This window comes from Vannielia litorea (assembly GCF_900142295.1).
GTDB lineage: Bacteria > Pseudomonadota > Alphaproteobacteria > Rhodobacterales > Rhodobacteraceae > Vannielia > Vannielia litorea.
This window is the reverse complement of the sequence record NZ_FSRL01000001.1, coordinates 3,176,756-3,203,137: the sequence shown is the minus strand read 5'-3', so window position 1 is coordinate 3,203,137 and position 26,382 is coordinate 3,176,756. Positions and strand designations below refer to the sequence as shown.

Here is a 26,382-nt window from a genome sequence, read left to right as displayed (position 1 = left end):
CATGGACGGCACCCTGGAACGCGGCGGCCTCGCGGCCTGTCCGGCCTGCGTGGCCCTCCCCGCCGTCGGCGAGATCGCGGGCGGCGCGGCCGAGAAGGAGGTGCTGCTTTCCCTGCCCGAGATCCACTGTGCCGCCTGTATCACGGGCGTCGAGCGGGTGCTGGCGGCGCAGCCCGGCGTTGCCTCCGCGCGGGTCAATCTCACCCTGAAGCGCGCGACCGTCGAAGCGGAAGAGCAGATCGAGCCGGGCGCACTGGTGGCCGCGCTGACGGCAGCGGGCTTCAAGGCGCAGGAGCTGGACGTGGGCCTGCTCTCGAGCACCGAGGCAGACAGGGCAGGGCGCGACCTGCTCATGCGCCTCGCCGTGGCGGGCTTCGCCATGATGAACGTGATGCTGCTCTCGGTCGCCGTCTGGTCGGGGGCAGAGGGTCCGACACGTGACCTGTTCCACTGGATCAGCGCGGCCATCGCCTTCCCCACGGTCGCCTTTTCGGCCCGCCCGTTCTTTGCTTCGGCAGCCGTGGCGCTCAAGGCAGGCCGGCTCAACATGGATGTGCCGATCACCCTGGCGATCCTTCTCGCGTTGGGCACATCGCTTTATGAGACCATCCACTCCGGCGCCCATGCCTATTTCGACGCGGCGCTCTCGCTCACCTTCTTCCTTCTCGCGGGTCGCTACCTCGATTACCGCACCCGCGCCATGGCCCGCTCCGCCGCCGAAGAGCTCGCAGCACTGGAGGTGCCCCGTGCGGTGCGTCTCATCGACGGCGTCGAGGAAACCGTGAATGTCGGCAGCCTCGTTGCAGGCGACCTCGTCCTGGTCCGCCCGGGAGGGCGCATGCCGGTGGATGGCGTGATCGTCGAGGGTGCTTCCGAACTCGATCGCGCCCTGCTGACCGGCGAAACCCGCCCGGTCCCGGCGGCCGTGGGGCAGGCGGTCAGCGCAGGTGAGGTCAACCTCACCGGCCCTCTGACCGTTCGGGTGACGGCCGCAGGCAAGGACAGCTCGCTGCATCGCATGGCCGATCTCGTCGCCGTCGCCGAGAGCGCCAGGAACCGCTACACCTCGCTCGCCGACCGGGCCGCGGGGCTTTATGCACCCGGCGTGCACATCCTCTCGGCCCTTGCCGGCATCGGCTGGTATCTCGGCACGATGGATGCTCGCGTCGCCCTCAACATCGCCGCCGCCGTGCTCATCATCACCTGCCCCTGCGCGCTCGGCCTCGCCGTGCCCGCCGTGGTGACAGCCGCCTCCGGCAAGTTGTTTCGCAAGGGGCTGCTCATCAAGGACGGCACCGCGCTGGAGCGTCTGGCGGAGGTCACCCATGTGGTGTTCGACAAGACCGGCACGCTCACCATGGGCATGCCCGAGCCGCTGAACCTCGGCGCGATCCCGACCGAAACCAAGCAGGCCGCGCTCTCCCTCGCCATGGGCTCCTCGCACCCGCTCGCGGTCGTGCTGTCCCGTGCCTTGCGGGCCGAGGGCGTTCTGCCGATGCCTGTCACCGAGGTGAGAGAGGTGCCGGGCTACGGCACCGAGGCAATGGCGGGTGGCGTTCGGGTTCGTCTCGGACGGGCGGAATGGGTGGGGGCCGAACCGGCCGAAGACACCGCCACATGGCTCGCGCTGGAGGGGGCGGCCCCCGTCGCCTTCACCTTCGCCGACAGGCTGCGCCCCGGTGCGGCGGAGGCCGTCGCGGCACTCAAGGCCGCCGGCTGCACCGTCCAACTGCTCTCGGGCGATGCCCCTGCCGCCGTGGCCCGCTTTGCCGCGGCTCTGGAGATCGAGACCTTCCGCGCAGCCGTGTTGCCAGCCGAGAAGGTTGCCCACATCCAGGACCTGCAGGCACAGGGCGCGCGGGTGCTGATGGTCGGAGACGGGCTCAATGATACCGCGGCCCTTGCCGCGGCCCATGCCTCCATCAGCCCGGCCACCGCGCTCGACGCGGCCCGCGTGGCTTCCGACATCGTCCTGCTGGGCGAGAGCATGGCGCCCGTGGCCGAGGCGGTGACCCTGTCCCGCAAGGCGGTGCGTCGCATCCGCGAGAACTTCAGGATCGCCACCGCCTACAACATCATCGCCGTGCCGCTCGCCGTAGCCGGCATGGCCACGCCCCTCGTTGCGGCCCTTGCCATGTCGACCAGCTCCATTACCGTGTCACTCAACGCACTCAGGCTTCGCTGATGGACATTCTCGTCTACCTCATCCCGATCTCTCTGGCCCTCGGCGGCCTCGGCCTCGGCGCGTTCTGGTGGGCGGTGAAGAGCCGGCAGTTCGAGGATCCGGAGGGCGACAGCCAGCGCATCCTCTCCGACGAATGGGATGACAAGCCCCGCCCCTGACGGGTCCGGTCGCCAGAAATTGTTGCGCCCGGCGGATCTCTCCACCGGGCGCGTCCCTCGTTATATCTGTGTGGCTCAGCCCTGGCCGGGCTCCAGCGCGGTGCAGGCGGTGCCCCGTGCCTCGAGCCGGGCGCAGGCGAGCCTGGCCTGCTCGGCGGAGAGGCCGACGAAGATCGCTTCGAACCCGCCCTTGCGGTTGTTCACCTTGCGCAGGGAGCCGTCGAGCGTTTCCATCTCCTTCAGCGCGGTCTTCAGCAGTTCCTTCTCGGCGGCAAAGCGCGAGGGGTACTTGCCAAGCGAGATCGCCCAGAGCTTGCCGCCCGACGTGGAGGCCCGGGTGATGACCACCGGCTCCTCGGGCTGGGTGCGAGCCGGCGCAACGGCTGCCGGAAGGATCGCCGGCGCGGCCTCGGCAGAGGCCAGCTGAACGCCTTCCGCCGCCGGAAGCGCGCGCTCGGGGCGCGGCTTGGGCAGAAGCGCGGTTGCCAGCGCCGGGCCACCCGCGGCCGTGAAGGCGCCTGGCTCCTCGGTCACGGCCATTTCCAGATCGCCCGCGCTGCCGGGCACGTCACCCGGCTCGGGCTCGGGCCGTGCGGCAGGGCTGATCGCGGCCAGCACCACCTGCTCGGGCGCCACATCGGCCTTCTCGGGTTCGCCCTTCAGCTCTGCCAGTGCCTCTGCCACCTGCTCCTCGTTCTCGAGTTCGGTCGCAGGGGCGGCACTGGCCAGCTTGGCGGCCTCCCCGGCGTCCTGCGCCTCCGCCACTTCGGCCGTGACGGCGGCAACGGCGGCGTCAATGTCTTCAGACAGGGCGGCAAGCAGCAGTTCTTCCGAGACTTCCACCGTCGGCGCGACCGGTTCGGCACCGGGGCGATTGCGCGGACGGATCGACTTCATCACCGTGCCGCTGACTCGGATCGTCTTGCCCTTGTACACGCCATCACCCCCCTGGGGTGCGGGTGTGGGTGCTTCCAGCACTGCCACAAGGTCGGGCTGTGCCGGGGCGACCGGGCCGGTGTCATCGCGCGTGTAGGCCGGCTTGCCCGGCTTTCGCACGGCCACCCGGCTTGGCGCACGGCGGAACCCCAGGTCGAGCAGTTCGGCGACCTTCTCGTTCCGCGACGCGGAGCTGCGACCGCCGAAGACCGTGGCGATGATGCGCTCACCGTCCCGCTCTGCGGAGGCCACAAGGTTGAACCCGGCAGCGCGGGTGTAGCCCGTCTTGATCCCGTCCGCGCCCTTGTAGGCCGACAACAGGCGGCGGTTGGTGTTGGCAATCGTCTTGCCCATGGTCTCGGTCGAGAGACGGGAGAACAGGTTGTAGTACTCCGGGTAGTCGTAAAACAGGTGACGCCCGAGCGTGGTCATGTCGGCCGCGGTCGACAGATGGCCCTCTTCGGTCAGGCCATGAGCGTTCTTGAACGTGGTGCGCGACATCCCGAGGGCCTGCGCGGTCCGGGTCATCCGACGGGCAAAGGCCGCTTCCGACCCCGATACACCTTCGCCAATGGCCGTGGCGGCGTCGTTGGCCGACTTCACGGCGGCGGCGCGGATCAGGTAGCGCAGGGCCACCTTCTGGCCCGCCTTCAGCCCGATCTTCGAGGGCGGTTCGGCGGCGGCCTTCTGCGAGATCAGGATCGGCGTGTCGAGGGTCAATTCGCCGTGCTCGACCGCCTGGAAGGCCACGTAGAGGGTCATCATCTTGGTGAGCGAGGCGGGGTGCAGCCGGGTGTCGGCGTTCCGCGCATGCAGCACCTCGCCAGTTCGCGCGTCGATCACCATGGCCGCATAGGGCGCCGCATTGGCGCGCAGCGAGATGCCGAACAACGTGATGAGAATAAGTCCGATGAGAAGGCCAAGACGGCCTCTTTGGGAGAGCGTGCTCACGTCACTTGCCTTTTACTGCCTCAGGCTGCCGGATTTTTCCGGTCAGCTATTTTTGTATTGATTTGATACCACGCTAGCACAGGAATTTTCGTGCGAAAACAGGGCATTTTCGTGGTTTTTTAAGGTTGCAGCCAAGCCACATGCGCAACATCTAGCGTGGACCGGCGCCAGCTTCCGCTACATGTCTAACCGATCTCCGCAACCAATGCCGGAAGTTCGCCCAAGTCTGCAATTTCGCGGAAGCGGGTTTGCACTTCGGGCGGGTCGGCGTGCTCGAGCGCCCAAGCAAGGTCGTGCGGCACGAATATGCCCCACGCGCCAACCTCCAGCGCGGGGATGACATCGGACTTCATGGAGTTTCCCACCATCATCGCCTCGCCGGGGGCGTGCCCGTCGAAGATGCGGGCGTAGGTGGCGGGCTCCTTGCGGCTCACGATCTCGACCGTATCGAAAAGCTCGCCAAGGCCCGATTGCGCCAGCTTGCGCTCCTGGTCCAGCAGGTCACCCTTCGTGATCAGCGCAATCTGGTAACGCCCGGCCAGCGCCTCAACCGACTCGCGCGCGTGCGGGAGCAACTCTATCGGATGAGACAGCATCTCCTGTCCGGCAGCGAGGATCTGGCCAATCACATGGCCGGGCACCTTGCCGTCGGTCACTTCGATCGCGGTCTCCACCATGGAGAGCATGAAACCCTTGATGCCAAAGCCATAATGCCCGATGTTCCGCGTCTCGGCTTCCAGCAGGCGCGCATCCAGGTGCTCGGGCTCCGCGAAATCGGCGAGCAGCGCGGCGAATCTCTCCTGCGTCATCTGGAAGAAGCGCTCGTTGTGCCACAGCGTATCGTCCGCATCGAAGCCGATGATCCGAAGGGATGGGGTGCGATTCGCGGGCATTTTGCGTGTTTCTCGCCGTTCGTACCCTTTTCAGGCCGGGCACCTGCCATATATAACGGCCCCGACACCCCTTGCACCAGACAGAGCCAGAGATACCGGAGCGCCATGCGCCTTGAGCCCATCACCATGTCGGACAAAGGCGACGACGCCGTCGGCGGCGATCCGGCGATTGCGCTCAAGACCCGCCCGAAAACCAAGAAGCCCCCGATGTACAAGGTGCTTCTGCTCAATGACGACTACACGCCAATGGAGTTCGTAGTGCACGTGTTGGAGCGGTTCTTCAACATGACGCACGCACAGGCCTTCGAGATCATGCTGGCCGTGCACAAGAAGGGCCTTGCCGTGGTTGGCGTGTTTTCGCATGAGGTGGCCGAGACCAAGGTGGCGCAGGTCATGGATTTCGCACGGCGGCACCAGCACCCGCTGCAATGCACGATGGAAAAGGAATAGGGCGCAGCCCTCGCTCCGATGACTTCCCGACTCAAGATGGCGCTCGATGCGGGCGCGGTGATGCTCCCCGAGGGCCGCGTTGCGGCGTTTCGACCGAGCGCTAACGAGGCTTGGCTGCCCGATGGTTGCCAGGTGGTGACCGGCTTCTACCCCGATCACGCCGCGTGGTCGGCGCGAGGCTTCCCGGTCGCGCGCGAGCCCGAGGGTGAGCTTGCCGGTGCCATCGTCTTTGTCCCCCGGGCCAAGGCACTGGCGCGGGATCTGCTGGCCCGTGCACTGGCTCTTGGCGGCCCGGTGGTCGTCGATGGCGCCAAGACCGACGGCGTCGAAAGCCTCTACAAGGCCGCCCGCAAGCAGGGCGAGGTGTCCGAGGCCTTTTCCAAGGCGCATGGCAAGGTGTTCACGGTCACGGCGGGCGATTTCTCCGACTGGCGCCTGCCGGATACCTCGCAGGCGGCCGAGGGCTGGGCCACTGCGCCCGGGGTGTTCTCCGCCGAGGGGCCAGACCCGGGGTCGGTCCTCCTGGGCAATCTCCTGCCCGCGCAGATCAAGGGCCGCGTCGCGGATCTCGGCGCAGGCTGGGGCTACCTGGCCGGCCAGGTGCTGAAGCGCGAGGGTGTCGAGGCCGTCGAACTGGTCGAGGCCGAATGGGCGGCGCTGCGGGCGGCGCAGGAAAACATCAGCGACCCCCGCGCTACCTTCAGCTGGGGCGACGCCACCCGGCCCCTGTCCGAAACGGTCGACCACGTCGTGATGAACCCGCCCTTTCATCCCGCCCGCACCGCCGACCCGGCACTCGGGGCGTCCTTCATCGCCGCCGCCGCGGCGTCGCTCAAACCGTCCGGCCATCTCTGGATGGTCGCCAACCGGCATTTGCCCTATGAGAGCGCCCTCGCGGCGCATTTCGGGGATGTCGCGGAGATCGGCGGCGACACCCGCTTCAAGGTCTTCGCGGCGGCCAAGCCGGGTCGCAAAGCGAAGCGATAAACACTAATCTGCGGCTCCGAGCGACCGCGACGAGGACCGGACATGAGCTTTTCGATCAAGGGCAAGACCTGCATCGTGACAGGCGCCAGCCACGGGTTGGGCCTGGCGATCGCCCGCCATTTCGCGGCGCGCGGCGCCAACGTCATGGCGGCCGATACAGATGACAAGAAGCTGGCAGAGGCTTTCGCCGCCGATGCCGAGGCGGAAGACAGCCGCCTGCGCTACTTCGCCGGCAATCTGCGTGAGCGGCTGGCCCAGGCCAATCTGCTCTCGGCAACCATCGACGCTTTCGAGCGGGTGGATGTGCTCGTCAACGCCTACCGGATGGTGCTGCCCTCCGTTCCGGGCGAGCCCGACGAGGACGCGGTGGAGGAGTTGCTCCAGCACAACCTCCTGACGGCCCTGCGGATGACGCAACTGGTGGCCAAGCGCTTTGCCAAGCAGGCCGAGGATGACGAGGGCGAGGGCGACGTGGGCTGCGTCATCAACATGAGCTCCATCGCCGCGCGCCGGACCCACCCGCGGATGCTCGCCTACTCGGTGTCCACCGCGGCGCTCGACCAGATGACCCGTTCCATGGCCGTCGCGCTGGCGCCCGAGCGTATCCGGGTCAACGCCGTGAGCTTCGGCTCGGTGCTCACCACCTCGCTCAACCGTGCGGTGAACGAGAACGAGGGCTACCGCGAAGACATCATCGGCCACACGCCGATGGGCCGGATCGCCCAGCCCAACGAGGTGGCCGAGGTGGTGCAGTTTCTTGCGTCCGAGAGCGCAGGTTTCATCACCGGCCAGATCGTCACCATGGACGGCGGCCGCACGCTTCTCGACCCGGTCGGCGCCCCCGCGCATTGAGCGCGCCGATAGCGATTTGGCTCAGCCTCTTTCGGCGATCCGCCGGTCGATGGCATCCCAGATCTGACCGGCCACGTTGATCCCGTCGAACCGCTCCAGCTCCTGGATTCCGGTCGGCGAGGTCACGTTGATCTCGGTCAGCCACTCGCCGATCACGTCGATCCCCACAAAGACCTGCCCGCGCTCGCGCAGGAGCGGCCCGATGGCGGCGCAGATCTCGCGGTCGCGCTCCGTCAGGGCCACTTTCACCGGCTTGCCGCCGACATGCATGTTGGAGCGCGTCTCGCCCGCCTGGGGCACCCGATTGATCGCTCCCACCGGCTCGCCATCCACCAGGATCACCCGCTTGTCTCCCTCCGAGACCGCCGGCAGGAACTTCTGCGCGATCAGCGGCTCGCGGTTGATGCTGGTGAAGAGCTCGTGCAGCGAGGCAAGGTTGCGGTCATCGGGCCCGAGCCGGAACACGCCGGCCCCGCCGTTGCCGTAGAGCGGCTTCACGATGATGTCGCCATGTTCGGCCTTGAAGGCGCGCAGCGCATCGAGATCACGGGCGATGAGGGTCGGCGGCGTGAGGTCGGGGAAGTTCAGCACCAGCAGCTTTTCCGGGCTGTTGCGCACCCAGAACGGATCATTCACCACCAGGCACTTGCCGCTGATCTGCTCGAGGATATGGGTGGTGGTAATGTAGCCCATGTCGAAAGGCGGATCCTGCCGCAGCCAGACCACGTCCATCTCCGCGAGGTCGAGCTCCTGCGCGTCGCCCAAGGTGAAATGGTCGCCCTGAACCCGCCGCACCTCCAGTGCAGACCCCGTGGCCACAACCCGTCCGGCTTTCCACGCCAGCTTGTCGGGCGTGTAATAGAACAGCTCCCAACCCCGCTTCTGGGCCTCCTCGGCCAGCCTGAACGTGCTGTCGGCATTGATGTTCACGCCGCCGATCGGGTCCATCTGAAAGGCGACCTTCATCGCGCATCTCCCTCTTTGCTGTTCCTCTCATGTAGGAGCAGGGACGGAGTTGCAACGGTCAGTCGATGAAGGCGTTCTCGAGGATCTGCACCTCGCCGCGACCGTTGACCAGCGCGAGGTCAAAGCGCACCGGGGTCGAGAGAGCCGTCGGGTAGCGCCCGACATACTCTGCCGCCGCATTCCTGATCCGCGTCACTTGCCTTGGCGTGATCGCTTCGGCTGCGCGGTCGAAGGTGCTGCTTTGCTTGACCTCGATGAAGACGAGTGTGTCCGGCAGTTCCGCCACGATATCGACCTCACCGCCTTCGCCGCGCCAGCGGCGCTCGGCCACCCTGGCGCCGCGGGCCTCATAGGCATTGGCGACCGATTCTTCCGCCATCCTCCCGGCATCGTAGTTCCGGCGCCCGCGGTGGCGACGCGAAGACGTGGCAGAAAAATCGAGCGGCATCAGTCGTCTCCGTCAGTCATCTTCGGTGCGGGCGAGTTCGAGCGCCCGTTGGTACAACTCCCTGCGGGGGCGTCCAAAGACATTGGCCACCTCTGCCGCGGCGTCCTTGATCCGGAGCCGCTCCATTGCCTCCCTCAAGGCCGCGTCCACATCTGCCGGGTCGGCCGCCACCTCCTCGGCGCGGGCCATCACCAGCACGATCTCGCCGCGGGGAGGGTCGCTCTCGACCCCGTCGCGCAGCTCCGCCAACGAACCGCGACGAACTTCCTCGAACTTCTTGGTCAGCTCCCGTGCGAGCGCCGCACTCCGCGACTCCCCGGCAGACTCGCACAACAAATCTAACAATCCCCTAATCCGCTTCGGCGATTCGAACAGGATCACGGTGGCATCCATCCGCGCGGCCTCCGCGATGAAGGTCTTGCGGGCGCCGCCCGAGGACGGCGGAAATCCGGCAAAGGTGAACCGGTCCGAGGGAAGGCCCGAGAGGGTCAGCGCGGCGATGGCGGCCGAGGGGCCGGGCGCCGTGGTCACGAGGATGCCGCGCGCCGCTGCATCCCGTCCGAGGTCATAGCCCGGGTCCGCCACCAGCGGCGAGCCCGCCTCGCTCACATAGGCAACCGAAGCCCCCTCTTCGGCCAGCTTCAGCAAACCCTCGCGGGCGGCGGCGGAGGAGTGATCGTGGTAGGCGATGACCTTCCGCCCGGCCAGGGGCACGCCGTGCAGCTCCAGCAATTTTCGTGCCGTGCGCGTGTCCTCGGCGGCGATAACCTCGGCAGAGGCCAGGATGTCGAGCGCCCGCAGCGTGATGTCGCGTGCCGACCCGATCGGTGTGGCGACGAAGTAAAGGCCGCCGGGCAGCGGGGTCTTGCGCCAAGGCGCGCCTCCCGTGGGCTCAGACATTTACTTGGCTCCCGCAGATGTTAGAATTGTTCGAACCCGGCTGTTGACACCGAAGCCCCGAGGCTCTGAAGGAGTATCCCATGTTCGCCGTCTTGACGACACCCCGCCGCTTGGCGGCCAAGGTTCTTGCTGCAGGTGCAGTCGCCCTCCTTGCAGCCTGCGATCCGGCAGCCCTCGGCGGTGTCGGCGGCAACGCGGGCCCCAAGATCGACGCGACCCAGGCCGTTCCGGTTGCGCTGCTTGTGCCCGGCGGTTCCGGCCGGTCGGGCGACGACGTGCTCGCCAAGGCACTCGAAAACGCCGCCCGCCTGGCCATTGCCGATCTTGGAGACGTCAGGATCGACCTGCGCGTCTACAACACCGCCGGAAACGCGGCCACTGCCGCTCGGCAGGCCCAGGCGGCCGTGGATGCCGGCGCCAAGGTCATCCTCGGGCCGGTCTACTCCGAGGCCGCCAACGCGGCCGGCGTCGCCGTGGCCGACGATGGCGTGAACGTCCTGGCCTTCTCCAACAACCCCGAGATCGCGGGCGGCAACGTCTTTGTCCTCGGGCCGACCTTCGAGAACACCGCAAACCGACTGGTCTCCTATGCCCGGCGTCAGGGCAAGGGCAACATCTTCACCGTCCACGCCCGCTCCGTGGCCGAGGACATCGGCCGCGATGCCATCGCATCCGCGATTCGCGAGAACGGGGCCACCAATGCCGGCTCCGCCTCCTTCGAGCTGTCGCAGCAGGGCCTCGTCGGCGCCGTCCCGACCATTGTCGCCCAGGCCAAGGCCTCCGGCGCGACCTCGGTCTTCTTCACCTCCACCAACGACGGAGCCATGCCCTTCCTCGCGCAGCTCCTGCCCGAGGCCGGCCTGTCGCCGTCGGCCACGCAGTACATCGGGCTCGGTCGCCTCGACATCCCGGCGGAGGCGCTCACCCAGCCGGGCCTCCAGGGTGCCTGGTTCGCCTTGCCCGACAGCAACCTCTACAACAGCTTCCAGAACCGTTACGCCGCCCGCTACGGCGGCAGCCCGCACCCGATCGCCGGCCTGGCCTACGATGGCATCGCCGCCATCGGCGCCCTCGTAGAGCGGCGCGGGTCCGACGCGCTCACCCGCGGCGCACTGACCCAGGGCTCCGGATTCGTCGGCACCGGCGGCATCTTCCGCCTGCGGGGCGACGGCACCAACCAGCGTGGCCTCGCCATCGCCCAGATCCGCAACAACCAGGTGGTCGTCATTGACCCAGCTCCCAGAAGCTTTGGCGGCGCCGGTTTCTGACCGGGCCGCCTTGCTGCCACAACCCGTCGTCGCTTCGGGCGCGCTGCTCTGCCCGCCTGAAGACATCATAGACATTGCCGCGCTGGTCCGGGACCTCGAGGCCGATTGCGCTGCCGTGTCGGCAGACGCCATGGCCCTGCGCAGCGCCGCGACGAAGCGGCTGAACGCGGCGGCAAAGGCCGGGCGCGCGGTGATCGGCGCCGCCTTCGAGGAGCAGCCCCTGCGTGCGCGCGAGATGGTGCATGCCTACGCCTACCTTACCGACGGGCTGGTCAACACGGCCTTCTGGGTCGCCTGCCGGTTCCTGCATCCGCTGCACAACCCGACCACCTCCGAGCGCCTGACGCTCTGCGCCGTGGGCGGCTACGGCCGGGCCGAGATGAGCCCGCAGTCCGATGTCGACCTGCTGTTCCTCACGCCCTACAAGATCACGCCCTGGGCGGAGAGCGTGATCGAAAGCACGCTCTATATCCTGTGGGACCTCCACATGAAGGTCGGCCACGCCAGCCGGACGGTGAAGGATTGCCTGCGCCTCGGCAAGCAGGACTACACCATCCGCACCGCTCTCATCGAATTGCGTTACCTCGCCGGTGACAAGGAGCTGTCGCTCCAGCTGCACGACCGGCTGCACGCCGAACTCTTCGCCGGAACCGGCAAGGATTTCATCGAGGCCAAGCTCGAAGAGCGCTCGGAACGGCACAGAAAGCAGGGCGGCCAGCGCTACATGCTCGAGCCCAACGTGAAGGAAGGCAAAGGCGGGCTGCGCGACCTGCAGTCGCTCTTCTGGATCGCCAAGTACATCCACCACGTCGACAAGATCGAAGAGCTCGTGCCGCTGGGCGTGTTCACCCCCGAGGAGTATTGGGCCTTCGAGCAGGCCGAGAACTTTCTCTGGGCTGTCCGCGCCCATCTTCACCTGCTCGCCGGCCGCCCGGCCGACCAGCTGACGTTCGACACGCAAATCGAGGTGGCCGACCGCATGGGCTATGCCGACAGTCCGGGCCGCCGGGCGGTGGAGCATTTCATGCAGGACTACTTCCGCCACGCCACGATGGTGGGCGAGCTGACCCGCATCTTTCTGACCGCGCTCGAGGCGGATCACGCCAAGCGCCTGCCCCGCCTCGTCGGGCTGCTGCGCCGGCGCAAGGTGAAGCCGGGCTACGAAGTCCGTCAGAACCGGCTCGATGTGAAGGACGAAAAGAAGTTCCTCTCCGACAAGCTGAACCTGCTGCACATCTTCGAAGAGGCGCTGCGCACCGGCCTGCTGATCCACCCGGACGCCATGCGGCTGATCACCGCCAACCTCGACCTGATCGACGACGGCATGCGCTCCGACCCGGAGGCCGCCCGGATCTTCCTCGACCTGCTGGTGAAGCACGGCAATCCGGAGCGGGCGCTGCGCCGGATGAACGAGTTGGGCGTGCTCTCGGCCTTCATCCCCGAATTCGCGCCGATCGTGGCGATGATGCAGTTCAACATCTATCACCACTACACGGTCGACGAGCACACCATCCAATGCATCTCGCAGCTGGCCCAGATCGAGCGCGAGGAACTGCTGGAGGACCTGCCGGTCGCCTCCCGCATCCTCAAGACGGGAGTCAACCGCAAGGTGCTCTACCTCGCGCTGCTGTTTCACGACATCGGCAAGGGCCGGGAGGAGGATCACTCGGTGCTGGGCGCCAAGATCGCCCGCGCTGTGCTGCCGCGTTTCCACCTCAAGCCCCGCGAGGCGGAGGATGTGGAGTGGCTGGTGCGCTATCACCTGCTGATGTCGGACATGGCGCAAAAGCGCGACCTCTCCGACCCGCGCACCATCCGCTCCTTTGCCCGCGCCGTGAAGACCAAGAAGCGGCTCGACCTGCTGACCGTGCTCACCGTCTGCGACATTCGCGGCGTCGGGCCGGGGACCTGGAACAACTGGAAGGCCCAGCTCCTGCGCAATCTCTATCGGCAAACCGCCGACGGGCTGGAGAACGGGCTCGAGGACCTCAACCGCGACAAGCAGAGCGCCGAGGCGCGCCGCCAGCTGCGCGAGGCCCTGGCGCATTGGGACAAGGCCGAGCTGCGCGCCGAGCTGGCCCGGCACTACGACCCTTACTGGCAGGGGCTCTCCACCGCGACCCAGGTCATCCTGGCCGAGCTGCTGCAAGGGATCGGAACCGACGACATCCGCATCGACCTGACCCCGGACGACGACCGCGACGCCACCCGCGTCTGCTTTGCCCTGGCAGACCACCCCGGCATCTTTGCCCGGCTCGCCGGCGCATTGGCGCTGGTCGGCGCCAACGTGGTGGATGCGCGGACCTATACCAGCAAGGATGGCTACGCGACGCCGGTGTTCTGGGTCCAGGACGCCGATGGCAACCCCTACTCCGCCGGAAAGCTCGACCGTCTCCGCGCGATGATCTCGAAAACCCTCAAGGGCGAGGTGCTGGCCCGCGCCGAGCTGACCAAGAAGGACAAGTTCAAGAAGCGCGAGATGAACTTCCGCTTCCCCACGACGGTCAGCTTCGACAACGAGGGCTCCGAGATCTACACGATCATCGAGGTCGACACCCGCGACCGCCCGGGGCTGCTCTACGACCTCGCCCGCACCCTCTCGGAGCGCAATCTGCAGATCTCTTCCGCCGTGATCGTCACCTACGGGGCCCAGGCCGTCGATACCTTCTACGTGAAGGACATGTTCGGGCTGAAGATCCACTCCGAGAGCAAGCAGAAGGCGCTGGAGGCGCGGCTCAAGGAAGCGGTGCAGGCCGGCACCGACAGGGCAAACGGTTAGGCTGGCCAAGCCTGACGCCGGCTGCCACAAACGCCCGGCAGCCTGAAGGTGCCGGCCATGACCCTGTTCCAGTTTTTCGTCCTCGCCTCCGCCGGGCTCTCGGCCGGTGTGCTCAACGCCGTTGCGGGTGGCGGCACCTTTCTCACCTTTCCGGCCCTGGTCTGGTTCGGCCTGCCCCCGGTGGCGGCCAATGCCACCTCCACCCTCGCAGCGATGCCGGGCTACATCGGCAGCGCCTGGGCTTTCCGCCATGACCTGCGGGCCGAGGGCGCGCTGGGCCTGCGCCCCATCCTTCTCTGTGCGGCGCTGGGCAGCCTGATCGGCGCAGGTCTCCTGATCGTGACCCCCGGAAACGTGTTTTCCGGCGCCGTGCCCTGGCTCCTGCTGGTCGCCACCCTGCTCTTTGCAACCGGCCCCGCGCTACTGCGGCTGCTGCGCCGGAGCGGGCGCGCCGATGCGGGGCCACTGGTCTCGGCCTTGGTCCTGCTGATCGTCTCGGCCTATGGCGGCTACTTCAATGGAGGCCTCGGGATCATCCTTCTCGCGGCCTTCGGCCTGCTGGGCTACACCGATATCCACGGCATGAACGGGCTCAAATGTCTGCTTTCGGCGGTGATCTCGATCCTCTCCGCCGTCGCCTTCGCCCTGAGCGGGCTCATCGCCTGGATGCCGGCCCTGGTCATTGCGGTCGCCATCACCATCGGCGGGGTGATCGGTGCCCAGCAGAGCCGCAAGATCAAGCGCACCGGGCTGATCCGCGCCTTCGTCACTCTCGTGGGCCTCGCCATGACGGTGGCCTTCTTCCTCGCCTGACACGGGCAATTCCCCCGGCCTGCCCGAAGGCGTATAGTCGCGTAAAACGAAACCGAGCAGCGCCATGCAACCCATCCGCCTGATCAAGGGCTTTCTGACCGTCGGCCTGTGGACCCTGCTCAGCCGGGTCTTCGGCTTTGCCCGCGATATCATGATCGCGGCACGGCTTGGCGACGGGCCGGTGGCCGAGGCCTTCGTCGTGGCCTTCACCCTGCCCAACATGTTCCGCCGCTTCTTCGCCGAAGGGGCCTTCAACCTCGCCTTCATCCCGATCTTTTCCAAGAAACTCGAGGCGGACGATGACGCCAAGGGCTTTGCCCGCGACGCTTTTGCCGGGCTCGCCAGCGTGCTGATCGTCTTCACGCTGCTGGCCCAGCTTGTGATGCCCTGGCTCGTGCTCGCCATGGCGTCCGGCTTCGCTGCAGACGAGCGCTTCGAACTGGCCACCTTCTATGGCCGCATCTGCTTTCCCTACATCCTGTTCATCTCCCTGGCGGCCCTGCTCTCGGGCGTGCTCAATGCCACCGGCCGCTTTGCCGCCGCAGCTGCCGCCCCGGTCCTGCTGAACATCGTTCTGGTGAGCACCATGCTCTTGGCCGTCGAGCTGGAATGGGACTTCGGCGTTGCCCTCAGCTGGTCGGTGCCGCTCGCGGGGATCGTGCAGCTCGCGCTGGTCTGGGTAGCGGCGGCACGAGCGGGGTTCAGCATGAAACCGCGGATGCCCCGGATGACCCCCGAGCTGAAGCGCCTCGCCATCATCGCCGCGCCCGCCGCGCTCGCGGGCGGTGTGCTTCAGGTGAACCTGCTGGTCAGCCGCCAGGTGGCGAGCTTCTTCGACGGGGCGATCCAGTATCTCAACCTTGCAGACCGGCTCTACCAGCTGCCGCTCGGTGTGGTCGCCATCGCCATCGGCGTGGTGCTCCTGCCCGAGCTGTCGCGGCGTCTTGCGGCGGGCGACGAAAAGGCTGGGCGCGACGGCTTCAACCGGGCGACCGAGTTCGCGCTGGTGCTCACCGTGCCCGCCGCCGTTGCCCTGGTTCTCATCGCCGGGCCGCTCGTCTCGGTGCTCTACCAGCGCGGCGCCTTCTCCGCCGACGCTGCCGCCGCGACGGCGCTGGCGACGGCCGCCTACGGCCTTGGCCTGCCCGCCTTCGTGCTCCAGAAGGTGCTGCAACCGCTCTACTACGCCCGGCACGATACCCGCCGCCCGATGAACTACGCGCTGATCGCCATGGTGGTGAACGCCGTGGCCTCGATCGGGCTTGCCCTGTGGCTCGGATTCATCGGCGCCGCGCTCGGAACCACCGTGGCCGGCTGGGCCATGGTGCTGCTGCTCTGGCGCGGCTCGCGCGGCATGGGCGCCGCGGCGCAGATCGACGCGCGCTTGCTCTCCCGTCTGCCCCGCATCGCGCTCTCGGCGGTCTTCATGGGGGCGGTCCTCCTCGGGGTGGATTGGCTCCTCGGCGCGGCGCTCTACACCGATGGCGTCCGGTACTGGGCGCTGCTGACGCTGGTGATTGCGGGGATCGTCAGCTACTTCACCGCCGCCCAGCTGACCGGAGCCCTCGGCTTTGCCGAACTTAAATCCGCAATGCGCCGCAAGCGCGGCTGAGAGCCGCCGCCGGACCGGCCTCAACTTTCCCGAAAGGCCCTTCGAAAGTAATCGGCAAGCGGCTGGGTGAGATAGGCCAGCGGCGTGCGGTCCTCCGTGCGGATGAAGCACTCGACCGGCATGCCCGGAACAATCGCCTTTCCGCCGAGCTTGTGGGCCTCGCCCGGAGCGAGGTGGATCTCGGCGCGATAGTAGCTCGCCTGCGTCCGCTCGTCGGTGAAGGCATCCGCCGAAAGGCGTGCCACACGGCCCTCGAGCCCCGGCGTGGACCGGCTGTCGAAGCCGGGAAACCGCAGCACAACGGGCTGGCCGACATGCACCTGGTCGATGTGGATCGGAAGGATGCGCGCCGCGATGACCGGGGGCTTGTCCTGCGGCACGAGGTAGAGCACGGCATCGGCGGGCCGCAGAACCGAGCGAGGCGTGTTCACGGTGAGCCCGTACACGGCTCCGGAGACCGGCGCGCGAATGTCGAGCCGTGCGAGCCTGCGGTTCAATGCCAGCCTGCGCTCGAGCAGTTCTGCCTCCTGCGCCGTGATGTCGCGCAGCTGGGCAATGGCCTGCTCGCGCCGGGTCACCGAAAGCCGAAGCACGTCGATGTCGAGCGCGGTCATCCGCTCTTCGGCCTCGGCCCTCAGGGCACTCAGCCTGCCGATCTCGCCCGAGAGCTGCGCCTCGTCGAGCTCCAGCGCCAGAACCTTGTCGGAGTTGACCAACCCGCGCGCGAGCAGGTCGCGCTGCTGCTCCAGCCCCCGCTCGACAAGCGCCAGTTGCCGGGCGAAGGATCGGGTCTGCGCCTCGAGCCCCCGGATCTGGCTGGCGATCTGGGTCTTCTGCCGCGCCAACTGCCCCGCCTCCTGCGCCAGCGTCTCGCTTCGCGCCTCGAAGAGCCTGACCTGTCCCTGCATCAGGTCCGCAACCTCGGGCCGGACCCGGGCTTTCTCGGTGAGCGCAGCGTCAAACACGGGGTGGGGCGCCCCGTCACGCTCGGCCCGCAGGCGTGCGGCTCTCGCGCTGAACTCGAACAGCCTGTTTTCAACGATGGCCAGCTCCGAGGTAATCTCCGACGGGTCCAGCCTGACCAGCACCTCCCCCGCCGCGACCCTCGTTCCCTCCAGCACACGCACCTCCGCCACCACGCCGCCGTCGGGGTGCTGCACGACCCTCCGGTTCTGCTCCACCTCGACCTTTCCGGCGGCGACGACCGCGCCGGAAATCCGGGCCATTGATCCCCAGGCACCGAGCCCGACAACGAGCAGCAAGCACGCGCCGTATCCCAGGGCGAGCGGGCGTGTGGCGGATGCGGTCACACCAGCCCCCCCTGGCGGGTCGCCGTTGCCAGCTGGGTGTGGTTGGTGACCATGTGCTCCAGCACGCTGTCACGTGGCCCGAGCGCCGTGCGCACGCCGCCGTCCAGCACCATCAGGAGGTCGCACTCCATGATCGCACCGGGACGATGGGCCAGGACGATCACCGCCTTTCCGGCGGCCTTCATCTCGCGGATCGCCGCGTTCAGCGCCTCCGAGCCGTCGTTGTCGAGGTTCGCGTTGGGCTCGTCGAGGATCAGCAGAACCGGGTCGCCGTAGAGTGCCCGGGCAAGGCCGACGCGTTGCATCTGGCCGCCCGACAGGCACCCGCCAGCGGCGGACAGCCTTGTGTCGTAGCCCTGCGGCAGCTTCAGGATCATGTCATGCGCGGCGGCCTTCCTTGCTGCCGCCACGACAGCGGCGGCATCGGGCGTCGCGTCCAGCCGGGCAATGTTCTCGGCGATGGTGCCGTCAAACAGCGCAACCCTCTGCGGGAGGTAGCCCATCGCCCGCCCCAAGGCGTCGGGGTCGTATTGGTCCAGCGCTGCGCCATCGAGCCGGATATGCCCGCCCGCGATCGGCCACACCCCGGTGAGGGCGCGGGCCAGGGTCGTCTTGCCTGCCCCCGACGGGCCGATCACGCCCATCGCCTGACCCGGCTGCAGTTTGAACGACACCAGCCGCAGCGTGGCGTGGGTCTCGCCGGGGGGCACCAGCGTCAGGTGGTGAACATCGAGCACCGCGTCCGGTCTCGGCAGGGCGATTCGGGGGGGCTGCGGCGGATGGGCTGCCAGCAGAGCGCCGAGTGCGCTCCAGCTCCTCCGGGCCTGCATGACCGGCTCCCACTGGCCGATCATCAGCTCTATGGGAGCCAGCGCCCGCCCCATCAGGATGGCGCTCGCGACCATGGCACCCGCCGTCAGTTCGCCGCGCAACACCAGCAGGGCACCGAGGCCGAGCATGGCCGATTGCAGGAACATCCGCAGGGCCCGGGTCACCGCGCCGTGCAGGCCCGCCCGGTCCGACATTGCCCGCAGGGCCGGCATCGCCGCCGTGCTCCGCGCTCTCCAGCGTGCAAGCGCACTGCCGGACATGCCCAATGCCGCAACCGTCTCCGCCGCGTCGTAGAGGTGCTCGGCGTCTCGTCTGCCTGCCTCTGCAAGAGCCCCGGCGCTCTGCGCGGTCTTCCGGGTGCGGACATGGTTGAGCAGGCTCACCGCCACCAGCGCCAGCCCGCCCGACAGCGCGAGCGCGCCCATCCACGGGTGAAAGACGAACATCGCGGCAAGCAGGGCAGGCGTCCAGACCACATCGAAGACCGCGAGGAACACCGGCAGCGTCAGAACCCTGCGAAGACTGTCGAGGCTGTGCAGCGCGCCGTCGGCCCAGCCGCGCTCCCCACTCACCGCCCCGGCACGCAGCATTGCCCCCAGCACCCGCGTTTCGAGCCTGTCCTGCACCTGCTCCGCAACTCTTGCCATGATCCGGCCACGGGCGTGATCCAGCACGCCCATCATCAGGAAAAGGAAGGCCACCAGCGCAAGGAGCGCGGCCAGCGTCTCTTCCGATCCGGAGCCGAGTACCCGGTCGTAGACCTGCAGCATGAAGATCGGGCCGGTGAACGCCAGCAGGTTGAGCACCAGCGAAAAGACAAAGACGGACAGCAGCAGGCCGCGCACGGCAGACCGCGCGGCGCGCAATTCATCGAGGCCCGAGGCCGAGGCGGCACTCCGCATTGTGGGCGCCCTCCAGAAAAGCTGCGCAGCCGTTTCGGGCCAGCCCCGAGCCAACCGGTTGTGGCTGGCCGCTGCCGCGGCTATCCTCGCCGATGTGCTCGGGCTCTTCGCAGCCGTCATTTCATCGCCGCAACCCTACGCAGAATTGGTTTAGATTTCCTTTGCAGTACTCAGTCCCGACAGGTCGCCATCTCGCCCCGCTTCTGCTTGTCGCTTCGGTCTTTCTGGCCGGATGCACGGCAAACACGACCGGCGAGACCGTCTTCGACCCCTACGAGGCGCAAAACCGCAAGGTTCATGCCTTCAACAAGCGGGTCGACCGCGCGATGGGGGGCGGCAAGGGCGGCGGTGTCGGACAGGCGATTCCCGAGCCGGTCACCCTGGGTCTGTCGAACCTCTCGACCAACTTCAGCCAGCCCAGCTACATGATGAACCACCTGTTGCAGGGCAACATGGAAGGGGCGATGCGCAACTTCTGGCGCGCGCTCGTCAACACTACCGTGGGCATCGGCGGCCTCTTCGACCCGGCCACCCGGATCGGCCTGCACGACGATGCCACCGATTTCGGCGTCACGCTGGCCAAGCTGGGCATCCAGGAGGGCGCCTACGTCGAGTTGCCCATCCTCGGCCCCTCCACCGAGCGCGACGTGGCCGGCAAGGTTTTCGACGTGTTGCTGAACCCGCTTCAGGGCGTGATCAAGGCCGAAGATCAGAGGAAAATCACCGTCATCCGCGTGTTCTCACGCGCCGGTGATCGCGCAAAGTATTCGGAAACCGTCGATTCTGTTCTATATGACAGTGCAGACAGCTACGCCCAGTCGCGGATCATCTACCTGCAGAACCGCAGGGGGCAGACCGGCGACACCGCAGCGGCGGAGGCAGAGGCAGATGAGGTTTACGACAGCTATGAAGATTTCTACAGCGGCCAGTGACACCGGTCTCCTGACCCGGCGCAGCCTGATCGCCGGTGGCGCCGCCCTCGCGGCCTCCGGGCTCGCCTTGCCACGCGCAGCCTTCGCCCTGTCCACCGGCGCCTCGCAGCAACTCGTGACGGCGGCGGTGAACGACATCAACAAGGTCATCGCCTCGGGCAAATCCGAAAGCGCGATGCTGTCGGATTTCCAGCGCATCTTCGTGCGCTACGCGGATCTCAACTACATTTCCTTTTATTCCCTCGGCGCGGCCGCGCGCGGGGCGTCCAAGGCGCAGATGCAGGCCTATACGCAGGCCTTCTCCGCCTACGTGTCGCGCAAGTACGGGCGGCGGTTCCGGGAGTTCATCGGTGGCAAGATCGAGGTCAAGGGCGCCCGCAGCGTGAAGAGCTGGATCGAGGTGGATACGATGGCGATCCTGCGCGGCAGCGCGCCCTTCGATGTGACGTTTTTCGTCAGCGACAAGAGCGGCAGCCACAAGTTCTTCAACCTGTTCATCGCGGATGTGAACATGCTGCTCACCGAGCGCACCGAGATCGGCGCCATGCTCGATCGGCGCGGCGGCAAGATCGACGCGCTGATCCAGGATCTGAAGCGCGCTTGAGGACAAGGCTCCTTCCGGTGCTGGCCGTCCTGGCCGGCACTGCCCCGGCCCTGGCGCTGGAGGTGGAGGGCCGCTATCGCGCCAGCCCCGAGGCGGATTGCGAGGCCGGTGACGGAGCCGAAGGCTTTTTGCGCATAGAGGACGGGGTGTTTCACGGCCTCAGCGGCACTTGCAAGATGCTCAACCCCGTCAACGTGCGCGACATGAACGCCCAGCTCTTCGACATGGAGTGCGAGGGCGCCAACCCCAACTTCCAGTGGACCGAGCGCGCCCTCTTCATGGAAGGGGCCGAGGGCGGGCTGATCCTCGCGTGGAACGGATACGCCTTCCGTTACGAACGCTGCCCCGAGCCCTCGGAGACGGCAGAGGCGGAGCCGGTGGCCGCCGAAGTTGCGCCCGGCGGCGAGGCCCAGCCCGCCGCCGACTGAGGCATCAGCGGCAACCCAGAAGCCCGCACAGCACATCCTCCAGGATCCGCTCCGCCACGTCGCCGCTTTGACGGCGGCGCTGCTGGCGCTGCTGCCGTTCGACCTCGCGTTCTGCCTGGCGGCGGGCGCGCTCCGCGGCGCGGCGCTCGGCCTCGGTCTGTTCCCGGGCGGTCTGTTCGGGCGGCTGGCTCTGGCTGACCTGCGGCTGCGCGCGCTGGGGCACCAGCATCGGCAACTCGCGCACCGGCAGCCCCTCGTTCACGCGCACCATCACCTCGCGCCAGATATCGGCGGGCAGGCCGCCGCCGGTGACGCCGGTCAGCGGGGTGTTGTCGTCGTATCCCATCCACACGCCCACCACATAATCGGCGGTGAAGCCGAGAAACCAGGCATCGCGTGCCGAGTTCGTGGTGCCGGTCTTGCCCGCGGCGGGGCGGCCGATGTCGGCGCGGCGACCGGTGCCCGCTTCGATTGTCTGGCTCATCATGTAAACGAGGTACTTGGCCGCCTCTTCGGTGATGACCCGCTCGCCAAGCCCGCCGCCCTGGCCCATCAGCACCTCGTCGTCGCCCTTGATGCGCAGCTCGAGGATGCCATAGGGCGTGACGGAGGTGCCGCCGTTCAGAATGCCCGCATAGGCCCCGGTCATCTCCAGCAGGGACGATTCGGATGCCCCGAGCGCCAGCGCAGGGCCCGCGGCCAGGTCGCTCTCTATCCCGAAGTCCTCGGCGATGTTGCGCACGTTCTCGCGGCCCACCGCTTCCGAGACCTTCACGGCGGGGATGTTGTAGCTGTTCGCCAGCGCCTCGGTCAGCGTGACCCGGCCATGGAACTTGCGGTCGTAGTTCTTGGGTGAGTAGGGCCCCGAGCCGGGCACGTTGATCGTGATCGGCTCATCCACCACCGTGGCGTTGGGCGTGTAGCCGAGGTCGAGGGCGGCGGCATAGACGAAGGGCTTGAAGCTCGAGCCGGTCTGCCGCTTTGCCATTGTGGCGCGGTTGAAGGCCCCGGTCACCTGGGTCTGCCGACCGCCGACCATGGCGCGTACCGCCCCGTCGGCGCTCATCACCACCACGGCGGCCTGGGCGGTGGAGCCCGCCTTCACCTTGGTCTCGAAGATCACCTTCATCGCCTCTTCGGCGGCCTTCTGGATGCGCTGGTCGAGCGTGGTCTTCAGCACCACGTCCTCGGTGGTGTCCTTGGTCAGAAAGTCGGGGCCGGTGTCCATCACCCAGTCGGCAAAGTAGCCGCCGGCCCGGGCCTGGGCGGCCTGCGAAAGCGTGGCCGGGTTGGCCGTGTACTGCTCGCGCTCGGCCGCACTGATATAGCCCTGCTCCTGCATCAGCTTCAGCACGGTGGCCGCCCGCGCCTGGCTGCGCTCCAGGTCGGAGGTGGGGGCGTAGCGGGTGGGCGCCACGAGCAGCCCGGCCAGCATTGCCGACTGCGCCGGGTTCAACTCGCTGGCCGGAATACCGAAATACCTTTGCGATGCGGCGGCAAAGCCGCGCGAGGAGGCGCCGAGATAGGCACGGTTGAGGTAGATCGCCAGCACCTCGTCCTTGGTGTAGCGCACCTCGAGCGCCATGGAGTAGATCATCTCCTTCACCTTCCGCCACAGCGTCGTCTCACGGCAGTCGGCTTCGTAGGCGGCCTCGCTCTCCCAGGCCTGCTCGTCATAGGGGATCCCGAGACAGAGCAGCTTGGCGGTCTGCTGGGTCAGGGTCGAGCCGCCGTGGCCCGAGAGCGGCCCGCGCCCTTCGCGCAGGTTGATCGCAATGGCCGAGGCAATGCCACGCGGGCTGACCCCGAAGTGCTTGTAGAAGCGCTTGTCTTCGGTGGCGATGATGGCGTTCTGGAGATGCGGGGAGATGTTGTCGACGGTGATCTTGCCGCCATAGGTCTCGCCCCGCCAGGCATAAACCTTTCCATCCCGGTCCAGCATGGTGACCGAACCGCGGGTCCGGGCATCGAGCAGCGCCGATACGTTTTCGGGCAGCGTGGTGTAGAAATAGCCGACGGCCCCCGCCACGATCAAGGCCACCACCGCGCCCATTCGCCAGGTCACGCCCCAGATCACCCGCATGAAGAACCGCACGATCCGGGCCACCCATCCAAGGACGCCCTTCGGAGCAGGCCGTTTGGCGCGCGTCTTGCGCGTTTTCCTGGGAGCCTTGGGCTTTTTTGGCGCCGCCGCACTGGCAGAGGCGCCGGAAAAGCGCTTCTCCGCCACGAGGGGCGTCTTCTTCCGTCCTGAACCGCTCATGCGTGCCTCTACTCGCATTTTTCGGCGCACCATAAAGGTGAGGGCCGGAAAAGGGGAGACAAGACCGCGTGGGAGGTCCGATTTTTCATTCAGCACAAAAAATAAGCAGATCGACAAAATTGTGCAAAAGATGTGCAAACACCCCCTGAATCCGCATCCGGTGAGAGCGGCGCTCGCTTGAAGACAGGGGGTTAAGGGGATGTGACTGACGCGGTGAACCCGCTGGGGCTGCGCCCGGCACAATGGAAGGGGACAACAGTGAAACTCATAATTGCAGCAATCAAGCCGTTCAAGCTGGAGGAGGTCCGCGAAGCTCTGACCGCCATCGGCGTCCGCGGCATGATGGTGACCGAGATCAAGGGCTTCGGCTCGCAGTCGGGCCACACCGAAATCTACCGCGGCGCCGAATACGCCGTGAACTTCGTGCCCAAGGTCAAGCTGGAGATCGTCGTGTCGGCGGCCATGGCCGACCAGGTGGTCGAGACCATCCAGACCACCGCCAAGACCGACAAGATCGGCGACGGCAAGATCTTCGTCCTGGACGTGAACCAGGCCGTGCGGGTGCGCACGGGCGAAACCAACGAAGAAGCGCTTTGAGCGCGACGAGATAAGGGACCCTGAACAGATGCAATTCCGCAAATTCATCCCGGCCGCTGCGGCCCTGACGGCCGCGATCGCGCTGCCCGCCATGGGCTTTGCGCAGGAGGCCGAAGCCGACATGACGCCGCCGACCGGCGAAATCGGCTACATCTTCACCACCTTCATGTTCCTCGTCACCGGCTTCCTGGTGATGTGGATGGCCGCGGGCTTCTCGATGCTCGAGGCCGGTCTCGTCCGCCAGAAGAACGTGACCATGCAGCTCACCAAGAACGTGGCGCTCTTCTCGATCGCCGGGATCATGTACTACCTCATCGGCTACAACCTGATGTACCCCGGTGACGGTTGGACCTCCGAGGGCTATCTCGGTGCCTTCGGCCCCGCGGTCCTGGAAGCGGTTGGCCTGATGGATGGCGAGACCCCGGTTGAAACCGACCTCACCTATGCCTCCGTCGGCTCGGACTTCTTCTTCCAGCTGATGTTCTGCGCCACCACCGCGTCGATCGTCTCGGGCACCCTGGCCGAGCGCATCAAGCTGTGGCCCTTCCTGATCTTCACGATCATCCTGACCGGCCTGATCTACCCGATCCAGGCTTCGTGGAAATGGGGCGGCGGCTTCCTGGCCCCCGGCGCCGAAGGCGTGACCGACTTCCTCGACTTCGCCGGTTCGACCGTGGTGCACTCCACGGGTGGCTGGGCCGCCCTCGCCGGTGCGCTCATCCTCGGCCCGCGTCTTGGCAAGTACAAGGATGGCCGCGTGTTCCCGATGCCCGGCTCCAACCTGACGCTGGCCACCCTGGGTACCTTCATCCTGTGGCTCGGCTGGTTCGGCTTCAACGGCGGTTCGCAGCTCTACATGGACACGGCCGGCAACGTGGCTGACATCTCCCGCATCATGGCCAACACCAACACGGCGGCTGCCGGCGGTGCGCTCGCGGCGATGATCCTGACCCAGATCCTCTACAAGAAGGTCGATCTCACCATGGTGCTCAACGGCGCTCTCGCGGGCCTCGTCTCGATCACCGCAGAGCCGCTGACCCCGGGCCTCGGCATGGCCACCATCATCGGTGCCGTCGGCGGCGTGATCGTGGTCTTCGCGGTGCCGTTCCTCGACAAGCTCAAGATCGACGATGTGGTCGGCGCCATCCCGGTGCACCTCTTCGCCGGCATCTGGGGCACCCTGGCCGTATGCATCACCAACGGTGACGCCTCGCTGGCCACCCAGATCAAGGGCATCGTCGTGGTCGGTATCTTCGTCTTCGTGGTGAGCGGCGTGGTCTGGTTCATCCTGAAGGCCGCCATGGGCATCCGGTGCAGCGAGGAAGACGAGATCGCAGGTCTCGACACCTCCGAGCTGGGCATGGAAGCCTACCCGGAATTCGCCAAGGGCTGACCCACCCTTCCGGGACAGTCCGACAGCCCCGGGCGCGCAAGCGCCCGGGGTTTTTTCGTTTTCAAAAGGTCGGCGCGACGGCGCACCCCTCGCCAGCGCGACGGATGACGAAAGCGCCAGCGCAAGCCGTTCGGAAAGTCAGCCCACCATCGCCCTGACAGGAACCAGCGGCCTGCGCCCGGTCTCCGTCAGCAGCGAAACCGCCAGCCCCTTGCCCTCGATCACCACGGCAGAGAGCGGGCCGCCGTAGGCCGCGGCGCTGTCGATGTTCAGCCGGTTGCCGTAATGTGTGGCCAAGGCCACCGGGCTGTGGCCATGCACCACCAAAGCCCCGTGGTCCCGCGTATCCGAAAGGAAGGGCTCGCGAATCCACACGAGATCATCCTCGACCTGCGCATCAAAACCCACACCCGGCCGCACCCCGGCATGCACGAAGTACAGGCCCGGCATCCGGTGGTGGGTCTTCATCCCGTCGAGCAGCGCCACATGCGTCTCGGGCACCGCTGCGCGCGAATCTTCGTGGATCGCCTCCTTGCCCCGCGCCGGATCGGTATCCACCCCGTAGCTCGCCAGCGTGCTCCGCCCGCCGATGTTGTCTTGCAACCAGTGCAGGTCGGGGCGCAGCGGGTCGCGCAGCCGCTCGGGCTCGAGAAAACGGCGCATCATCCTGTCGTGGTTGCCCTTGAGGATCACCCAGGGCTTCCCGGCTGCAACGCCCTCGGCCAGATACCCCAGCACCCCGGCCGAATCCGGCCCGCGATCCACCAGATCGCCCACATGCACCACGGGGGCATCGGCATCCTTCATGCGCCGACGATCCTGCTCGATGAAGGCGTGAACCGCCTTCAGCTTGTCGAGATGGCCGTGAATGTCGCCAATCGCGTAAACCCGCATACCACCTTGACCTTCCACAGAAATCGGAGC

General features: G+C 67.2%; 23 protein-coding genes. 14 read left to right on the top strand and 9 right to left on the bottom strand.

Annotated features, from left to right (window positions below):
* Nucleotide 1 precedes the first annotated feature (1 nt).
* Together BUR94_RS15615 and ccoS are read left to right on the top strand one after the other, a co-directional pair.
* Nucleotides 2–2,185, top strand: a complete 2,184-nt coding sequence (locus tag BUR94_RS15615) for a heavy metal translocating P-type ATPase (RefSeq protein WP_074257103.1) — start codon at nucleotides 2–4, stop codon at nucleotides 2,183–2,185.
* Nucleotides 2,185–2,343: a cbb3-type cytochrome oxidase assembly protein CcoS gene (ccoS, locus tag BUR94_RS15610; RefSeq protein WP_074257102.1), complete on the top strand. Its 159-nt coding sequence runs from the start codon at nucleotides 2,185–2,187 to the stop codon at nucleotides 2,341–2,343. Before BUR94_RS15615 ends, ccoS begins: the two co-directional genes overlap by 1 nt.
* A 75-nt stretch (nucleotides 2,344–2,418) precedes the next feature.
* On the opposite strand, the gene BUR94_RS15605 is transcribed toward ccoS, so the two are convergent.
* Both BUR94_RS15605 and BUR94_RS15600 read right to left on the bottom strand, forming a co-directional pair.
* Nucleotides 2,419–4,125, bottom strand: coding sequence for a D-alanyl-D-alanine carboxypeptidase family protein (locus BUR94_RS15605; RefSeq protein WP_074257757.1), 1,707 nt, complete (start codon nucleotides 4,123–4,125; stop codon nucleotides 2,419–2,421).
* A gap of 290 nt (nucleotides 4,126–4,415) precedes the next feature.
* Nucleotides 4,416–5,123: an HAD family hydrolase gene (locus tag BUR94_RS15600; RefSeq protein WP_074257101.1), complete on the bottom strand. Its 708-nt coding sequence runs from the start codon at nucleotides 5,121–5,123 to the stop codon at nucleotides 4,416–4,418.
* 105 nt (nucleotides 5,124–5,228) lie between these two features.
* Here BUR94_RS15600 and clpS point away from each other — a divergent pair, with 105 nt between their 5' ends.
* From clpS to BUR94_RS15585, 3 genes are read left to right on the top strand one after another with little or no spacing between them, the layout of a single operon-like run.
* On the top strand, nucleotides 5,229–5,573 hold the full coding sequence (clpS, locus tag BUR94_RS15595) for an ATP-dependent Clp protease adapter ClpS (RefSeq protein WP_074257100.1): 345 nt from the start codon (nucleotides 5,229–5,231) through the stop codon (nucleotides 5,571–5,573).
* 18 nt (nucleotides 5,574–5,591) lie between these two features.
* Nucleotides 5,592–6,560, top strand: a complete 969-nt coding sequence (locus tag BUR94_RS15590) for a class I SAM-dependent methyltransferase (protein WP_074257099.1) — start codon at nucleotides 5,592–5,594, stop codon at nucleotides 6,558–6,560.
* 42 nt (nucleotides 6,561–6,602) lie between these two features.
* Entirely contained in the window at nucleotides 6,603–7,412 is an 810-nt protein-coding gene (locus tag BUR94_RS15585; RefSeq protein WP_074257098.1) for an SDR family NAD(P)-dependent oxidoreductase, read from the top strand.
* Nucleotides 7,413–7,433: 21 nt separating this feature from the next.
* On the opposite strand, the gene gshB is transcribed toward BUR94_RS15585, so the two are convergent.
* From gshB to rsmI, 3 genes are read right to left on the bottom strand one after another with little or no spacing between them, the layout of a single operon-like run.
* The gene (gene gshB, locus BUR94_RS15580; RefSeq protein WP_074257097.1) at nucleotides 7,434–8,378 is read right to left on the bottom strand and encodes a glutathione synthase; all 945 of its coding nucleotides are present in this window, start codon (nucleotides 8,376–8,378) and stop codon (nucleotides 7,434–7,436) included.
* 58 nt (nucleotides 8,379–8,436) lie between these two features.
* Nucleotides 8,437–8,826: a YraN family protein gene (locus tag BUR94_RS15575; protein ID WP_074257096.1), complete on the bottom strand. Its 390-nt coding sequence runs from the start codon at nucleotides 8,824–8,826 to the stop codon at nucleotides 8,437–8,439.
* A gap of 12 nt (nucleotides 8,827–8,838) precedes the next feature.
* Entirely contained in the window at nucleotides 8,839–9,726 is an 888-nt protein-coding gene (gene rsmI / locus BUR94_RS15570) for a 16S rRNA (cytidine(1402)-2'-O)-methyltransferase (RefSeq protein ID WP_074257095.1), read from the bottom strand.
* 80 nt (nucleotides 9,727–9,806) lie between these two features.
* On the opposite strand from rsmI, the gene BUR94_RS15565 reads away from it, so the two are divergent.
* The 4 genes from BUR94_RS15565 to murJ all read left to right on the top strand — a co-directional run bounded on the left by BUR94_RS15565 (nucleotide 9,807) and on the right by murJ (nucleotide 16,198).
* Nucleotides 9,807–10,994 carry a penicillin-binding protein activator gene (locus BUR94_RS15565; RefSeq protein WP_074257094.1) on the top strand — a complete coding sequence of 396 codons (1,188 nt, stop codon included), beginning with the start codon at nucleotides 9,807–9,809 and terminating at the stop codon, nucleotides 10,992–10,994.
* A gap of 13 nt (nucleotides 10,995–11,007) precedes the next feature.
* A complete protein-coding gene (locus tag BUR94_RS15560; RefSeq protein WP_074257756.1) occupies nucleotides 11,008–13,773 on the top strand; it encodes a [protein-PII] uridylyltransferase in 2,766 nt (921 codons plus the stop codon).
* A gap of 57 nt (nucleotides 13,774–13,830) precedes the next feature.
* The gene (locus BUR94_RS15555; protein WP_074257093.1) at nucleotides 13,831–14,586 is read left to right on the top strand and encodes a sulfite exporter TauE/SafE family protein; all 756 of its coding nucleotides are present in this window, start codon (nucleotides 13,831–13,833) and stop codon (nucleotides 14,584–14,586) included.
* 64 nt (nucleotides 14,587–14,650) lie between these two features.
* Nucleotides 14,651–16,198: a murein biosynthesis integral membrane protein MurJ gene (gene murJ, locus BUR94_RS15550; RefSeq protein ID WP_074257092.1), complete on the top strand. Its 1,548-nt coding sequence runs from the start codon at nucleotides 14,651–14,653 to the stop codon at nucleotides 16,196–16,198.
* Between the two features lie 20 nt (nucleotides 16,199–16,218).
* Here murJ and BUR94_RS15545 read toward each other — a convergent pair whose 3' ends face one another.
* Nucleotides 16,219–17,508 carry an HlyD family type I secretion periplasmic adaptor subunit gene (locus BUR94_RS15545; protein WP_074257091.1) on the bottom strand — a complete coding sequence of 430 codons (1,290 nt, stop codon included), beginning with the start codon at nucleotides 17,506–17,508 and terminating at the stop codon, nucleotides 16,219–16,221.
* Nucleotides 17,505–19,241: a type I secretion system permease/ATPase gene (locus BUR94_RS15540; protein WP_074257090.1), complete on the bottom strand. Its 1,737-nt coding sequence runs from the start codon at nucleotides 19,239–19,241 to the stop codon at nucleotides 17,505–17,507. The genes BUR94_RS15545 and BUR94_RS15540 overlap by 4 nt, the downstream gene beginning before the upstream one ends.
* 161 nt (nucleotides 19,242–19,402) lie before the next feature.
* Here BUR94_RS15540 and BUR94_RS15535 point away from each other — a divergent pair, with 161 nt between their 5' ends.
* Genes BUR94_RS15535 through BUR94_RS15525 form a run of 3 tightly spaced genes read left to right on the top strand, consistent with a single transcriptional unit; the run spans nucleotide 19,403 to nucleotide 21,205 of the window.
* Complete coding sequence (locus tag BUR94_RS15535) at nucleotides 19,403–20,173, top strand: MlaA family lipoprotein (protein WP_245794487.1); 771 nt, start codon at nucleotides 19,403–19,405, stop codon at nucleotides 20,171–20,173.
* Nucleotides 20,148–20,777, top strand: a complete 630-nt coding sequence (locus BUR94_RS15530) for an MlaC/ttg2D family ABC transporter substrate-binding protein (protein ID WP_074257089.1) — start codon at nucleotides 20,148–20,150, stop codon at nucleotides 20,775–20,777. Before BUR94_RS15535 ends, BUR94_RS15530 begins: the two co-directional genes overlap by 26 nt.
* The gene (locus BUR94_RS15525; protein ID WP_139301299.1) at nucleotides 20,774–21,205 is read left to right on the top strand and encodes a hypothetical protein; all 432 of its coding nucleotides are present in this window, start codon (nucleotides 20,774–20,776) and stop codon (nucleotides 21,203–21,205) included. Before BUR94_RS15530 ends, BUR94_RS15525 begins: the two co-directional genes overlap by 4 nt.
* A gap of 4 nt (nucleotides 21,206–21,209) precedes the next feature.
* Here BUR94_RS15525 and BUR94_RS15520 read toward each other — a convergent pair whose 3' ends face one another.
* Nucleotides 21,210–23,468, bottom strand: a complete 2,259-nt coding sequence (locus BUR94_RS15520; RefSeq protein ID WP_074257087.1) for a transglycosylase domain-containing protein — start codon at nucleotides 23,466–23,468, stop codon at nucleotides 21,210–21,212.
* Between the two features lie 258 nt (nucleotides 23,469–23,726).
* Here BUR94_RS15520 and BUR94_RS15515 point away from each other — a divergent pair, with 258 nt between their 5' ends.
* On the top strand, nucleotides 23,727–24,065 hold the full coding sequence (locus BUR94_RS15515; protein ID WP_074257086.1) for a P-II family nitrogen regulator: 339 nt from the start codon (nucleotides 23,727–23,729) through the stop codon (nucleotides 24,063–24,065).
* 28 nt (nucleotides 24,066–24,093) lie between these two features.
* Complete coding sequence (locus BUR94_RS15510; RefSeq protein WP_074257085.1) at nucleotides 24,094–25,458, top strand: ammonium transporter; 1,365 nt, start codon at nucleotides 24,094–24,096, stop codon at nucleotides 25,456–25,458.
* 138 nt (nucleotides 25,459–25,596) lie between these two features.
* Here the strand turns inward: BUR94_RS15510 and BUR94_RS15505 are convergent, their stop codons facing one another.
* Nucleotides 25,597–26,352: a metallophosphoesterase gene (locus BUR94_RS15505; protein WP_074257084.1), complete on the bottom strand. Its 756-nt coding sequence runs from the start codon at nucleotides 26,350–26,352 to the stop codon at nucleotides 25,597–25,599.
* Between the last annotated feature and the right edge of the window lie 30 nt (nucleotides 26,353–26,382).

Bases quoted from the DNA above. Each gene is read 5' to 3' on its own strand.
- BUR94_RS15520 (WP_074257087.1), bottom strand. From the start codon at position 23,468: ATGAGCGGTTCAGGACGGAAGAAGACGCCCCTCGTGGCGGAGAAGCGC.
- gshB (WP_074257097.1), bottom strand. From the start codon at position 8,378: ATGAAGGTCGCCTTTCAGATGGACCCGATCGGCGGCGTGAACATCAAT.
- BUR94_RS15615 (WP_074257103.1), top strand. From the start codon at position 2: ATGGACGGCACCCTGGAACGCGGCGGCCTCGCGGCCTGTCCGGCCTGC.
- BUR94_RS15505 (WP_074257084.1), bottom strand. From the start codon at position 26,352: ATGCGGGTTTACGCGATTGGCGACATTCACGGCCATCTCGACAAGCTG.
- BUR94_RS15555 (WP_074257093.1), top strand. From the start codon at position 13,831: ATGACCCTGTTCCAGTTTTTCGTCCTCGCCTCCGCCGGGCTCTCGGCC.
- rsmI (WP_074257095.1), bottom strand. From the start codon at position 9,726: ATGTCTGAGCCCACGGGAGGCGCGCCTTGGCGCAAGACCCCGCTGCCC.
- BUR94_RS15585 (WP_074257098.1), top strand. From the start codon at position 6,603: ATGAGCTTTTCGATCAAGGGCAAGACCTGCATCGTGACAGGCGCCAGC.
- BUR94_RS15590 (WP_074257099.1), top strand. From the start codon at position 5,592: ATGACTTCCCGACTCAAGATGGCGCTCGATGCGGGCGCGGTGATGCTC.
- ccoS (WP_074257102.1), top strand. From the start codon at position 2,185: ATGGACATTCTCGTCTACCTCATCCCGATCTCTCTGGCCCTCGGCGGC.
- BUR94_RS15600 (WP_074257101.1), bottom strand. From the start codon at position 5,123: ATGCCCGCGAATCGCACCCCATCCCTTCGGATCATCGGCTTCGATGCG.
- BUR94_RS15530 (WP_074257089.1), top strand. From the start codon at position 20,148: ATGAAGATTTCTACAGCGGCCAGTGACACCGGTCTCCTGACCCGGCGC.
- BUR94_RS15510 (WP_074257085.1), top strand. From the start codon at position 24,094: ATGCAATTCCGCAAATTCATCCCGGCCGCTGCGGCCCTGACGGCCGCG.
- clpS (WP_074257100.1), top strand. From the start codon at position 5,229: ATGCGCCTTGAGCCCATCACCATGTCGGACAAAGGCGACGACGCCGTC.
- BUR94_RS15605 (WP_074257757.1), bottom strand. From the start codon at position 4,125: ATGGTGATCGACGCGCGAACTGGCGAGGTGCTGCATGCGCGGAACGCC.
- murJ (WP_074257092.1), top strand. From the start codon at position 14,651: ATGCAACCCATCCGCCTGATCAAGGGCTTTCTGACCGTCGGCCTGTGG.
- BUR94_RS15575 (WP_074257096.1), bottom strand. From the start codon at position 8,826: ATGCCGCTCGATTTTTCTGCCACGTCTTCGCGTCGCCACCGCGGGCGC.
- BUR94_RS15540 (WP_074257090.1), bottom strand. From the start codon at position 19,241: ATGCGGAGTGCCGCCTCGGCCTCGGGCCTCGATGAATTGCGCGCCGCG.
- BUR94_RS15565 (WP_074257094.1), top strand. From the start codon at position 9,807: ATGTTCGCCGTCTTGACGACACCCCGCCGCTTGGCGGCCAAGGTTCTT.